Below are 13049 nucleotides of genomic sequence, written 5' to 3'. Positions count from 1 at the left end.
GTTGCTTTTCAAGAAAACTACTTATTATTAAGAAATTTTGGTTTAACAGAATTGATATTTTCTTCAGTTAAAGAATCGTAATATATTAAGACTCTTTTGCCGAGCTTAAAAGCGCGAATTCGATTACTACGAATTAATCTATCAACACTTCGTGTAGAAATTCTCAGATGAGAAGCTGCTTCATTGCGATTGAGATAGGTCGGTTGTACATTTGTATTGCTCATTTTTATAAATTTTTGATTGGGACAAATGTAGTATTGATTAATTTTTGGATAAAAAAAAAGTCATTGAGTTTACTCAATGACTTTTCAGTTTTACTACATGGGTTTTTATTATTTACTTAAAAATTCATCCTTTAAAGTGTAGTAATGTTTTGTAATAATATCGCTGAGCGCAACCTTTTGCATTAGCGAGTGTTTTATTTCCTTGACATTGTAAGGTTGCTTATATAATAAATTTTTTAGTCTTTCAGCTCGTAGCTCTTTATTCATTAATTTATCTTCTATCATTAATCTATAAATGCAACTAATTTTATTAAAATCTGAAAATTTGGTGCTAAAGTTTTTAAGTAAATATTCAAATAAAAGAAAGTACTCATTTTCATCAAAATATTCTTTTAGTGAAGTTTGAGCCGTTTTTACCATCTTAATTTGATTAAGTTTTGAGTTACTAACTTCATCGTTATAAATAGAGATATCAATGTTTGAATATGCATAATGGTTTGTGTTAACAATTTTTATTAAATCAATAGTTTCTAAAACACATGTCATACAAATACTGTCAACCACATCTTGATACAATTTTTTGATATTATTTAGTGCAATTTCGAAATGAGGATTTTTAAATTCATCAGTATAATCCAATTCCAAAATTTCTGCATTAATCTTGGAAATTGACGTAATATATGTTCTAATCACATCTTCCTTATAAATTAGATTTTGACCTAACAAATTTGATTGTATTTCGACTTCAATTCCTTCGAAAATAGATTCTATATCAATTTCTTGACCCTGCAATAATTTATTACTCCATTCATCTAAATTGGTAATTTCAAGTGCTAAATTCATTAAATTATATAAATTATCTAGTATCATTTATCTTTAAAATTATTTTTGGAACAAAGAGCAAATTGTAAAAAGAAAGCTATATCTTAGTAAAGATATTAGTTTTGGGCACAAAAAAGGCACAAATTGAAAATAAAAAATCCCCAAGTCACTGTTTATAAGTGTTTGGGGATTGAAGAGTGACCTCGGCAGGGTTCGAACCTGCAACCATCAGAGCCGAAATCTGATATTCTATCCAGTTGAACTACGAAGCCATTTTAGTGATTAGTAAAAAGTGAATAGCTAATTACTAGTCACTTTTACTAATCACTAATAAATTAAACTAATAATTTTTTAACGATTGCAGAAATAGTTTTTCCTTCTGCTTGACCGCCAATTTGTGCTGAGGCTAACCCCATAACTTTTCCCATTGACGCGATTCCAGATGCTCCAGTTTCTGCAATGATTTTAGAAACGATTGCTTCTACTTCTGCTTCTGAAAGTTGTGCTGGGAGGAATTTTTCGATTACAGCGATTTGAGCCAATTCTGGTTCGGCTAAATCTGGACGATTTTGTGTTGTAAAAATCTCTGCGCTGTCTTTACGCATTTTTACTAATCGTTGAAGGATTTTTATTTCGTCTGCTTCTGAAATTTCTTCTTTAGAACCTGTAGCGGTTTGTGCCAATAATAATTCCGATTTGATAGCTCGTAATGCTTCTAACGCAACAGTATCTTTAGATCGCATGGCGTCTTTCATTACGTCCATTAATTTTGCTTGTAAACTCATATTGTTATTTTTTAAAACTTAGTTATTTATATTCGTGATTTTGTGTAAATGGATTACCAATTAGCCCTGATTGAAGAGAAAATACTTGCTTTTTCTGCAAGTATTGTAACGGAAAGCAGGAAAACGGATTGCTAAAATACCCAAACCATTCGCTCCAAAAAGCTTTGCAAATTTAGACAATTTTTATTAATAAATTGGAGATTGCTTCGTTCCTCGCAAAAACAAAATAACCCGAAAATTACGTTGAACTTTCGGGTTAGATTTTGTGATTATTTTGAAATTAATCTACGTTATCGTGCAAGAAGGAATTGTTAGATCGCAACTGAATATCGTCGTTGCTGTCGGTTCCTAATGACATTCTAGAGTTGTTGTTTATGCCTTGATTTTCGGATAAATCAACTCCTAACCTTTTGTATGCTGGTTCTTTTTCTAGTTCATCTACTCGTGACGGATTGTTGTGAAACTTGTAGTTGAACTCTTTTAACTTACGTCTTCTTTCGTCTGCACGAAGTTTTAATGTTTCTTCGATGGTCATTTCCATTGGAGAAAAATCGTCGCTATTAGTATGTGTCGCGTAAGTTGGTTTTGTCGGCTCAGAAACTTTCATTGTGAAGTTTAGAGACTCCTCAATTTCTTCTACTTTTTTAGCTTCTACTGGTTTTGAGTTTAATAAATCGTTCTCAATTTCCATGTATTCTTCTAGTGAATAGCGAACAACACCGTTTTGATTGATTTCTGTTATAGGAACAAATTCTACGTGTTCGTTTACTTTAATATCGCGAGTTTCGTCTGATAAATCAAATAAAATTCTGTTTTCTTCAACTTTAACCTCTGGAGTTGCAACTGGCAAATCGAATGAAAAAGTGATTTGTTCTTCTTCTTTAGCGATGATTTGTGGTTCTACAACTTTAATTTCATTAACAACCGGAGTTGTAAATTGGAAATCGATATCTTTAATAGGAGAAACGATTTCGAAAGTTACATCTAAGTTACGAATGAATTCGTTCATTGCAATTAACTCATTGTCGTTAACTTTTGCAAAAACAGTTTCGGTTTTTACTTCGTCTTCCATCAATTCGAAAACGATTTTATCTTCTTTTTTTTCAATTGGCGCATCAGTAACAGCGTTAAAACTCGCTACTACATTTTGCGTTAAATCGCGAACCAATTTTTGTTCATCTTCTAGTGAGTGGATGATTTTTTTAGGTTCGGTATTTACGATTTCGTTTTGTTGTTCTACATTAAAACCTGTAGCGATAATTGTTACAGCGATAGCATCTCCATGTGATTCGTCTTCACCAACACCCATGATAATATTGGCATTGTGACCCGCTTCGGCTTGGATATGATCATTGATTTCTCCGATTTCGTCAATAGTGATTTCGCTAGTTCCAGAAACGATAAGCAACAATACGTTTTTGGCACCTGTAATTTTATTATCATTTAATAATGGAGAATCCAAAGCAGAAATAATAGCTTCTTTTGCTCTGTTTTCGCCACTTGCAATGGCAGAACCCATTATTGCTGTTCCACTATTAGACAATACCGTTTTAGCATCTTTTAAATCGATATTTTGTGTATAGTGATGCGTAATTACTTCCGCTATTCCGCGAGATGCAGTTGCCAAAACTTCGTCAGCTTTAGAGAAACCAGCTTTAAAACCTAGGTTTCCGTATACTTCTCTTAATTTATTATTATTGATAACAATTAATGAATCTACTTGTTTTCTTAGTCTTTCAACTCCAGCTAGTGCTTGTTCTTGACGCACTTTACCTTCAAATTGAAATGGAATCGTTACAATTCCTACCGTAAGAATATCTCTTTCTTTAGCCAATTGAGCAATTACTGGCGCAGCACCAGTTCCAGTTCCTCCACCCATTCCTGCAGTGATGAAAACCATTTTGGTATTGCTGTCTAACATTTTTTCGATATCTGCAACGCTTTCAATTGCCGATTGTTGTCCTACATCTGGATTTGCTCCAGCACCAAGACCTTCGGTTAAGTTTACACCTAACTGAATTTTATTGGGCACAGGACTGTTTTGTAATGCCTGAGAATCAGTATTACAAACGATGAAATCGACACCTTTGATTCCTTGCTTGAACATGTGGTTGATTGCATTGCTTCCGCCGCCACCAACACCGATAACTTTAATTACATTTGATTGATTTTTGGGTAAATCAAATGAGATGCTTCCAAATTCTGAGTTGCTCATCATACTATTTTGGTTTTTATAAACGTTTGAAATCTGTAAACGTTTTGAATCCGTTGGATTCGGTATTACTTATTATTTTCTTCTATTGGTTGAATCCAAATCGGACTCGGAAATTTGATTATTTGATATCTAAAATTATGTCAAATTATTCAGCGTTATCTAAAAAATCTTTTATCTTATCAACATACTTATCAAAAAAAGATTTCCTTATTTTTCCTTCCGTCGTTTCAGGTTCTTTAGCAACTTTTTCTTCTATAACTTCTTCATTTACAACTTCTGATTGCGTTTCTACAACTGGCGCAACCACTTGTCGTTGTTGAGGAATTGCTTGAGAAACTTCTAATCTGTAAGCACTTTGTGTATTATTTGCAATACTGTTCATTACAAGTCCGACAGCTGTTGCGTACAATGGACTTGAGATATCTTCGCTTGAATTTCCTGCTAAATGCTCGTTTGGATAACCAATTCGAGTATCCATACCAGTGATATATTCTACTAATTGTTTGATGTGTTGCAATTGCGCGCCACCACCAGTTAATACAATTCCGGCAATTAATTTCTTTCTTGGATCTTCATGACCGTAAGCTTTGATTTCTGTAAAAACTTGTTCGATAATTTCAACCACACGAGCGTGAATGATTTTAGATAAGTTTTTAAGCGAAATCTCTTTTGGCTCACGTCCGCGTAAACCTGGAATTGAAACAATTTCGTTGTCTTTATTTTCTCCTGGCCAAGCCGAACCAAATTTTACTTTTAATAATTCTGCTTGTTTTTCGATAATAGAACAACCTTCTTTGATGTCTTCTGTAATTACATTTCCTCCAAAAGGAACTACTGCCGTGTGGCGAATAATTCCGTCTTTAAAAATGGCTAAGTCGGTTGTACCACCACCAATATCGATTAATGCTACTCCAGCTTCTTTTTCTTCTTGACTTAAAACAGCATCTGCCGAAGCTAATGGTTCTAATGTTAATCCGGATAATTCAATACCCGAACTTTGAATACATCTTCCAACATTTCTGATCGATGATGCCTGACCAACAACAACGTGAAAACTTGCTTCCAATCGTCCGCCGTACATACCAATTGGTTCTTTGATTTCGGATTGTCCGTCGATTTTAAATTCTTGTGGCAACACGTGAATAATTTCCTCACCTGGCAACATGGCCAATTTATTTACTTGATCAATTAAAAGCTGAATGTCTTTTCCGCTAATAACTTCCTCTGGATTGCTTCTGCTAATGTAATCAGTGTGTTGAATACTGCGAATGTGTTGACCTGCAATTCCAACAACTACATCATTAATCTTGTATCCCGAATTTTCTTCGGCTTCCATAACGGCTTGCTGAATAGATTGAATGGTTTGAGTGATATTATTAACAACGCCTCTTGCCACACCTAAACTTTTGGCTTTTCCAAGACCTAAAATTTCAAGTTTTCCATATTCATTTTTCTTGCCAATCATTGCTACGATTTTCGTAGTTCCAATGTCTAAACCAACCGCAATGTTCTCTCTATTCTCCATATTGTCAACATATTTTCCAGATACAATATCTACTCTATTTCATCTTTGTTTAAAACTACAGTTGCTATTTTGTGCAAACAACTTGATGCGTAAATCTCAAACTTATTTTTTTATACTTGTAAAGCGTGCTGTCTAAAACTGCTTTTTGAAAAAAGGCTTTATAATTTTTAAATTTTTGATCTTCATTCAACATTCTTCCGAAATCTATTTGATAATCGAAATTTCTATTTGACATCAAAAGGCTCTCATCAGACAAAACTTGGATGCCAATGATGTTTTTTTTCAAAAACTCATCGTCATAAATCATCTTTAAAACTTCAGATAATTTCTTCTTGTTTTTTACATTATTTTCCCCCGAAATAAGCGGCACTCTTGCAGTATAATTATCTGATAAAGGCATTGTATTACCTTCATAATCAATATAAAAAGAACCTTGCTCATCAACTACTCTAGCCACAGGTGTTTTTTGTTGAACCACCGCTTTTAGAACACCATCAACACTCACAAAAACTTCTGATTTTTGAATCATAGGATGTGCGTTGATGGAATTTTCCAATTTGTTCAAATTTAGTTCGTCTTTTGCTATAGTTTTTACATCTGAACTATTTTCTATTAACAATTTATTAACCGATTCTTGTTTGACAAAATTGTTGTTTTGCCCTACAAAAATTACTTCCGATTTCTTCAATTTGCGATGCGAATTTCTACTTGATGTAAAGGAATACAAGAAAATCACCAATGCAAACATTAGTACTAATCTGATAGTATGCCATTTTAGAAATCTCATAACAAAGCTTTTTTAATTTTAGGAACCAATTCTCCAATATCACCAGCGCCAATAGTAACGATAACGGTTGCATCGCTTGCTAAAATCGTACCAATTAACGCATCTTTCGAAACTAATTTTTTATTTTCATTTGTCATTTTCGATAGTAACCAAGAACTTGTAATTCCTTCCATTGGCAATTCTCTTGCTGGATAAATGTCAAGTAAAAGGATATCATCGAATTGCGATAAACTTTTAGCAAAATCATCTGCAAAATCTTTAGTTCTGCTGAATAAATGTGGTTGAAAAATCGCCAAAACTTTTTGATTTGGATATAATTCTCTCACAGCTTGATGCACCGCATTTATTTCAGTTGGATGATGTGCATAATCATCAATGTAAACTAATTTATCTGATTTTATTTGATACGAAAATCGGCGTTGCACTCCTTTAAATGATGCTAAAGCGTTAGCAATGGACTCGGTTGGGGTTCCGAAAGTTTTAGCCATTGCTAAAGCCATTAGCGCATTCATTAAATTATGATGTCCTGGCAGTGAAAATAAAATGTTTTCAATAATTTCTGATGGCGTTTGCACGTCAAAAACATAACTGCTGTTTTCAATTCTGATATTAAATGCTTTGAAAGTTGCATTCTCGTTAATTGCAATAGTCAAACCTTCTAAATCCAATCCTTTTGGGACGAACATTTTAGTTTTATCCTCCACTTTATTGGCGAATTCTCTAAACGATTCTTCAATAGCATTTGCATCTCCGTAAATATCCAAATGATCGGCATCCATTGAGGTTACGCAAGCAATATTTGGATGTAAATGAAGGAAAGAACGATCGAATTCATCGGCTTCAACAACGGTTATTGTTTTTCCACTTCCAATTAAATTAGAATGGTAATTTTCTACAATTCCACCAAGAAAAGCAGTAACATCGGCTCCACTTTCGTATAAAATATGTCCGAGAATACTTGATGTAGTAGTTTTTCCGTGCGTACCTGCAACTGCAAAGCAGAATGTATCTTTGGTAATTAAACCTAGAACTTCGGCACGTTTTTTTATAGTGAATTCTCTTTCGATAAAATAATTCCACTCCGAATGTGAAACTGGAACGGCTGGTGTAACAATTACTAACGTGTTTTCTACATAATAATCTAAAGGAATTGCAGCAATTGAATCTTCAAAATGAATGTTCATTCCGCCTGCAATTAATTCGTCGGTTAGCATGGTTGGTGTTTTATCGTAACCCGAAACATTTTTACCAATGTTTTGGAAATAGCGAGCCAAAGCACTCATTCCGATACCTCCAATTCCTATGAAATAGACGTTATGTATTTGGTTTAGATTCATTGTCTTTATTTTTTTGTCAATCTGAACTTGTTTCAGATTCTACTTTTATTTTAGATTCTGAAACAAGTTCAGAATGACAAGATTTTTATTTTATCAATTTTACTATTTGCTCTACAATATCTTTTGTTGCGTTGGGCTTTGCTAATTTCTTCATGTTTTCGCTTAGGCCTTTTTGCAAATTCTCGTCGTGAATTAGTTTATTGAAAACCGATTCGAATTTTTCGTCTAAATCACTTTCTTTTATTAGTAATGCTCCGTTTTTATCTACAATTGCTTTTGCGTTTTTTGTTTGATGATCTTCGGCAACATTTGGAGATGGAATAAATATTGTTGGTTTTCCTACCAAACATAATTCAGAAACAGATGATGCACCAGCACGCGAAATCACGAAATCTGCAGAAGCATAAATTAAATCCATTCTATCAATAAACGAAACTACTTGCACATTTTCAACATCTGAAAACTGCTTGTAATCGGCCATGTACAAATTGCCACATTGCCAAATTATCTGCAAATTATTGTTGCGTAAAAAATCAATTTCTTTTGCGATTAATTGGTTGATTCTTCTTGCGCCTAAACTTCCGCCAATTACTAATAATGTCTTTTTGTTTTCGTCTAAATTAAAATACGATAATGCTTCACTTCTTTTAGAATCAACATCTAAAATATCTTGACGTACTGGATTTCCAGTGAAAACAATTTTATTTTTTGGAAAAAACTGCTCTAAATTTTCATACGCTACACAAATCGCATTGGCTTTTTTGCTCAACAATTTATTAGTTATTCCAGGATATGAATTTTGTTCTTGGATAACTGTTGGAATATTTAATGTATTTGCAGTTTGTAATAATGGGCCACTTGCAAAACCGCCTGTTCCAATTACTACATCGGGTTTGAACTTTTTAATTATCTGTCTTGACTTTAATAAACTACTTACTAATTTTAATGGAAACATTGCGTTTTGTAATGTTAGTTTTCGTTGTAAACCAGCAATCCAAAGACCTTCAATTGCATATCCTGATTGCGGCACTTTTTGCATTTCCATTTTGTCTTGCGCACCTACAAAAAGGAATTCGGCATCTGGAAAACGCGATTTTAATTCGTTCGCAATAGCAATTGCAGGATAGATATGTCCGCCTGTTCCGCCACCGCTTAATATGAATTTTAACTTTCTCATTACAAACATTTAACTCCGTTGGAGTTTATTTTATTATTTTTTTCGCATTCCTTTAATGGCAAGCATTGGATTTTCTTCTATTGAATAATCTTCTTCCATAATTTTATCTTTTATGGATGATTTCATTTGATTTACTTTTTCTTGATTTTCATCTACTTCTTCAATTTCATCTTCGTCTTCTTGCAATTGTTTATCTATCAAACGTTGTAATGCTTCTTCACGTTTTTGTTTTTCCTCTAATTCGGCAGCAATTTCCTCTTCTTTTTTGGTTACACTTAGAATAATTCCGATGGCGATGCACGTCATCCAAACGGAACTTCCTCCCGAACTAATTAATGGTAATGTTTGTCCAGTTACTGGTAATAATTCTACAGCAACAGCCATATTTATTAACGCTTGGAAAACAATTGGAAACCCGAGACCGACGACGACTAATTTCCCAAAAAGTGAGTTGGATTTATGAGCTGCGATAATGAATCGGAATAATAATAATAAGTAGATTGATAGAATTCCCATAGCACCAAAAAGTCCGTATTCTTCTACGATGATGGCAAAAATAAAATCGGATGAGGATTGAGGCAAGAAATTCTTTTGAACGCTTTTTCCTGGTCCTAATCCGTAAACTCCGCCGGTTGCGATGGCTATTTTTGCTTTTTCGATTTGATAAATATCTTCGTCGGGTTTGTCGCCCATAAAATTATCGATACGGCTTATCCAAGTGTCGACCCGATTTGGGAAAGCTTCTGGGAATTTTTTAGCAATAAGTACAAAAAATAATGCAGAAACCAATCCGACGCCGAGAATTAATCCGATGTATCGCAATGGATATTTACCGATGAATGCTAACATGGTAACCATGGCAAAAATCAATGCTGCTGTTGAGAAATTGGCAGGAAAGATTAAAGCTAGAGTTACAAAAACTGGAATCCATAAATCGATGAATGATTGCTTTAAAGTTGGCTCTACTTCTCTTGATTTGGATAAATATCTGGCAACAAAAACGTATAATACAATTGCTGCCAATGTTGATGTTTGAAATGATATTCCGATGAACGGAATTTGAATCCATCGACTGGCATTTGCACCATCGATTACAGTTCCTTTTACTAAAGTATAAATTAATAAAACCCATACAATTGGCAAGGCAAACATAGAGATTCCACGGAAATAATGGTACGGAATTTTATGTACTTGATAGATGATAAAAAACCCAATAAAAATGTGAACAGCGTGTTTTAGCAAATACGTTAACGCGTTTCCAGAGCCGTGACGCATGTAAGCCAAATTGCTACTCGCACTAAAAACAGGCATAAAGGAAAACAACGCCAAAAGAGCAATAAATGCCCAGATAACTTTGTCGCCTTTTAAACTGTTTATTAGTTCTTTCATTATTTATTTTAAAAGTTCTTATTTAAATTGATTTTGTTTTTACTTTTAATTCTCTTCAAATGGTTGGCTAAAATAGCCCTGATTGAAGTGGATGCCGATTTTTATCGGCAGGAACGGAAAGCAGGAACATGGATTGCTAAAATGCCCGAGCCATTCGCTCCTAATTATAAATTTCTAACTTCTCTTTTAAACTGATTTCCTCTGTCTTCATAGTTTTCGAATAAATCGAAACTTGCGCATGCTGGTGACAATAAAACGGTGTCTCCTTTTTCGGCAATGTGGCGCGCTGTGTTCACGGCATCGCGCATGTTATCTACTTCGACCATCATGTCTACAATGTTTCCGAAGGCATCGATTATTTTTTTATTGTCGACACCAAGGCAGATGATTGCTTTTACTTTTTCGTGCACTAATGCCATCAATTCGCTGTAATCGTTTCCTTTATCTACGCCACCAAGAATCCAAACGGTTGGTGTTGTCATGCTGTCTAGCGCGAAGAAACTTGCGTTAACATTGGTTGCTTTACTATCGTTGATGTATTGCACGTTATGAATTTTAAGCACTTTTTCTAAACGATGTTCAACACCTTGGAAATTAGACAAACTCTCGCGAATAGTCTGCTTTCTGATACGCAAAATATTGGCTACAGACGTTGCTGCCATTGCGTTTTTCATGTTGTGCTTTCCTTCTAACGCGATTTGAGCTGTTTCCATTAAAAACTCCTCTTGGTTGATGTTGATTTCCATAATATTGTTGTTTAAAAATGCTCCGTATTCAATAGATTTTGAAATTGAAAAAGGTATTAGTTGTGCTTTTACTTTGTTGTTTTGTAACCAATTGGATATTGCCTCGTCATCTGCATCATAAATGAGGTAATCTTTTTCGGTTTGATTCATTGTTATTCTGAATTTAGATGCGATGTAATTTTCATATTTGTAATCGTATCGATCTAAATGATCTGGACTTATATTGGTAATTATAGCAATATGTGGCTTATAATTTATGATTCCGTCCAACTGAAAACTGCTTAATTCTAGGACATACGAATCGTAATTTTCTTCGGCTACTTGCCATGCAAAACTTTTTCCGATGTTTCCTCCTAATCCTACATTCAATCCAGCTTCTTTTAGTAAATGATAAGTCAACATAGTTGTTGTTGTTTTACCATTACTTCCTGTGATTCCGATGGTCATTGCTTTTGTAAAATCGTTAGCAAATTCAATTTCGGAAATCACTGGAATTCCTTTTTCGATTAGCTTTTTTACAATTGGCGCTTTATCTGGAATTCCTGGGCTTTTCATTACAACTGAAGCATTCAGAATTAATTCTTCTGTGTGCTTTTCGTCTTCCCATTTTATTTCATAATTATTTAGAACGTCTCTGTAATTGTCTTTTATTTTTCCGAAATCAGACACAAAAACATCGTATCCTTCTTTCTTTCCTAGAATTGCTGTTCCAACTCCGCTTTCGCCTCCGCCTAAAACCACCAAACGCTTCATTATCTTAATTTTAGTGTTACAATTGCAACGATCGCTAATAGAATTGTTACAATCCAGAAACGCGTTACAATTTTACTTTCGTGGTATCCTTTTTTCTGATAATGATGGTGTAATGGCGACATCAAGAAAACTCTTCGTCCTTCGCCAAAACGCTTTTTGGTATATTTGAAATAAGTAACTTGAATAATTACTGAGGCACTTTCGGCAAAGAAAATGGCGCATAACACTGGAAGTAACATTTCTTTTCTAACCGAAATTGCTAAAACTGCTATAATTCCACCAATAGTTAAACTTCCTGTGTCACCCATAAATACAGATGCTGGATAGGAATTGTACCATAAAAACCCAATCAACGAACCTACAAATGCAGCAATAAAAACCGTCATTTCACCCGAATTGGGAATGTACATTACGTTCAAGTAATTGGATAAAATAATATTACCCGAAATGAAGGTAAAAATCCCGAGTGCAAGTACCGATATTGCTGATGTTCCTGCAGCTAAACCGTCAATTCCGTCTGTTAGATTTGCTCCATTTGAAACTGCTGTTATGATAAAAATTACAATTGGAATAAATATCAACCAAGCCCAATTTTGATAATCATCTGTAAATGGTTTTAAGATTTGAGCATAGTCTAATTCGTTATTTTTTGTAAACGGAATTGTAGTTGTAGTTGCTTTAATTTCATTGGCCGGTTGCGAGATTGTATTTCCTATTTGGTTAAATGTAATTGGCGTTGATGACTTTTCTCTTACGGTAACAGCAGGACTAAAATACAACACCGAACCCACAATTATTCCTAAACCAACTTGACCGATTACTTTAAAAATTCCTTTTAAACCTTGCTTGTCTTTTTTGAAGATTTTGATGTAATCATCAATAAAACCGATAGTTCCCATCCAAAGTGTGGTTACAATTAATAGGATGATGTAAATATTATTCAGTTTAGTCAATAAAATAACCGGAATTAATGTTGCCACAATGATGATTAATCCACCCATTGTTGGCGTACCGGCTTTTTGTGTTTGACCCGCTAAACCCAATTCACGAACTGTTTCACCTACTTGTTGATTTCTTAAAAAGTTGATGATTTTTTTACCATAAATAGTTGAAATCATTAGCGATAGAATTAATGCTAAAGCCGAACGAAATGTGATATATTGAAACACTCCAGTTCCTGGAACGTCTAATGTTTTGTCTAAATATTCAAATAAGTAGTATAACATATTTTTATTTTTTAAAATCCAATTTTAAAATCCCAAATCCCAAAATTTTTAAAAACTCCACTA

General features: G+C 34.0%; 11 protein-coding genes and 1 tRNA gene. All 12 read right to left on the bottom strand.

Features of this window, described 5'->3' with window-relative positions; translation table 11 throughout:
- Nucleotides 1–17 precede the first annotated feature (17 nt).
- Nucleotides 18–224 (bottom strand): excisionase family DNA-binding protein, encoded by a 207-nt coding sequence (locus LG45_RS16710; protein ID WP_035123398.1) that lies wholly within the window; start codon nucleotides 222–224, stop codon nucleotides 18–20.
- A gap of 108 nt (nucleotides 225–332) precedes the next feature.
- Entirely contained in the window at nucleotides 333–1094 is a 762-nt protein-coding gene (locus LG45_RS00575; protein ID WP_035123396.1) for a hypothetical protein, read from the bottom strand.
- Nucleotides 1095–1244: 150 nt separating this feature from the next.
- Nucleotides 1245–1318, bottom strand: a tRNA-Arg gene (locus LG45_RS00570).
- 63 nt (nucleotides 1319–1381) lie between these two features.
- Entirely contained in the window at nucleotides 1382–1831 is a 450-nt protein-coding gene (locus LG45_RS00565; RefSeq protein ID WP_035123394.1) for a GatB/YqeY domain-containing protein, read from the bottom strand.
- Between the two features lie 280 nt (nucleotides 1832–2111).
- Nucleotides 2112–4049: a cell division protein FtsZ gene (gene ftsZ / locus LG45_RS00560; protein ID WP_035123392.1), complete on the bottom strand. Its 1938-nt coding sequence runs from the start codon at nucleotides 4047–4049 to the stop codon at nucleotides 2112–2114.
- Between the two features lie 142 nt (nucleotides 4050–4191).
- Complete coding sequence (gene ftsA, locus LG45_RS00555) at nucleotides 4192–5571, bottom strand: cell division protein FtsA (protein ID WP_035123390.1); 1380 nt, start codon at nucleotides 5569–5571, stop codon at nucleotides 4192–4194.
- A 64-nt stretch (nucleotides 5572–5635) separates the two neighbouring features.
- Complete coding sequence (locus LG45_RS00550; protein WP_035123388.1) at nucleotides 5636–6358, bottom strand: cell division protein FtsQ/DivIB; 723 nt, start codon at nucleotides 6356–6358, stop codon at nucleotides 5636–5638.
- Nucleotides 6355–7695, bottom strand: a complete 1341-nt coding sequence (murC, locus tag LG45_RS00545; protein WP_035123386.1) for a UDP-N-acetylmuramate--L-alanine ligase — start codon at nucleotides 7693–7695, stop codon at nucleotides 6355–6357. The genes LG45_RS00550 and murC overlap by 4 nt, the downstream gene beginning before the upstream one ends.
- Nucleotides 7696–7780: 85 nt before the next feature.
- Nucleotides 7781–8872: an undecaprenyldiphospho-muramoylpentapeptide beta-N-acetylglucosaminyltransferase gene (murG, locus tag LG45_RS00540; protein ID WP_035123384.1), complete on the bottom strand. Its 1092-nt coding sequence runs from the start codon at nucleotides 8870–8872 to the stop codon at nucleotides 7781–7783.
- A 33-nt stretch (nucleotides 8873–8905) separates the two neighbouring features.
- Nucleotides 8906–10261, bottom strand: a complete 1356-nt coding sequence (locus LG45_RS00535; protein ID WP_035123382.1) for an FtsW/RodA/SpoVE family cell cycle protein — start codon at nucleotides 10259–10261, stop codon at nucleotides 8906–8908.
- A 164-nt stretch (nucleotides 10262–10425) separates the two neighbouring features.
- The gene (gene murD / locus LG45_RS00530) at nucleotides 10426–11760 is read right to left on the bottom strand and encodes a UDP-N-acetylmuramoyl-L-alanine--D-glutamate ligase (RefSeq protein ID WP_035123380.1); all 1335 of its coding nucleotides are present in this window, start codon (nucleotides 11758–11760) and stop codon (nucleotides 10426–10428) included.
- Nucleotides 11760–12986 (bottom strand): phospho-N-acetylmuramoyl-pentapeptide-transferase, encoded by a 1227-nt coding sequence (gene mraY, locus LG45_RS00525; RefSeq protein WP_035123378.1) that lies wholly within the window; start codon nucleotides 12984–12986, stop codon nucleotides 11760–11762. The genes murD and mraY overlap by 1 nt, the downstream gene beginning before the upstream one ends.
- Nucleotides 12987–13049 lie beyond the last annotated feature (63 nt).

Origin of the sequence: Flavobacterium aquatile LMG 4008 = ATCC 11947 (assembly GCF_000757385.1) — a bacterium.
Classification (GTDB): domain Bacteria; phylum Bacteroidota; class Bacteroidia; order Flavobacteriales; family Flavobacteriaceae; genus Flavobacterium; species Flavobacterium aquatile.
Note: the sequence above shows the minus strand (reverse complement) of the source record. Positions and strands in the feature narration are given on the sequence as shown.

Coding starts and splice junctions, on each gene's coding strand:
- LG45_RS16710 (WP_035123398.1), bottom strand. CDS start 224: ATGAGCAATACAAATGTACAACCGACCTATCTCAATCGCAATGAAGCA.
- LG45_RS00575 (WP_035123396.1), bottom strand. CDS start 1,094: ATGATACTAGATAATTTATATAATTTAATGAATTTAGCACTTGAAATT.
- LG45_RS00565 (WP_035123394.1), bottom strand. CDS start 1,831: ATGAGTTTACAAGCAAAATTAATGGACGTAATGAAAGACGCCATGCGA.
- ftsZ (WP_035123392.1), bottom strand. CDS start 4,049: ATGATGAGCAACTCAGAATTTGGAAGCATCTCATTTGATTTACCCAAA.
- ftsA (WP_035123390.1), bottom strand. CDS start 5,571: ATGGAGAATAGAGAGAACATTGCGGTTGGTTTAGACATTGGAACTACG.
- LG45_RS00550 (WP_035123388.1), bottom strand. CDS start 6,358: ATGAGATTTCTAAAATGGCATACTATCAGATTAGTACTAATGTTTGCA.
- murC (WP_035123386.1), bottom strand. CDS start 7,695: ATGAATCTAAACCAAATACATAACGTCTATTTCATAGGAATTGGAGGT.
- murG (WP_035123384.1), bottom strand. CDS start 8,872: ATGAGAAAGTTAAAATTCATATTAAGCGGTGGCGGAACAGGCGGACAT.
- LG45_RS00535 (WP_035123382.1), bottom strand. CDS start 10,261: ATGAAAGAACTAATAAACAGTTTAAAAGGCGACAAAGTTATCTGGGCA.
- murD (WP_035123380.1), bottom strand. CDS start 11,760: ATGAAGCGTTTGGTGGTTTTAGGCGGAGGCGAAAGCGGAGTTGGAACA.
- mraY (WP_035123378.1), bottom strand. CDS start 12,986: ATGTTATACTACTTATTTGAATATTTAGACAAAACATTAGACGTTCCA.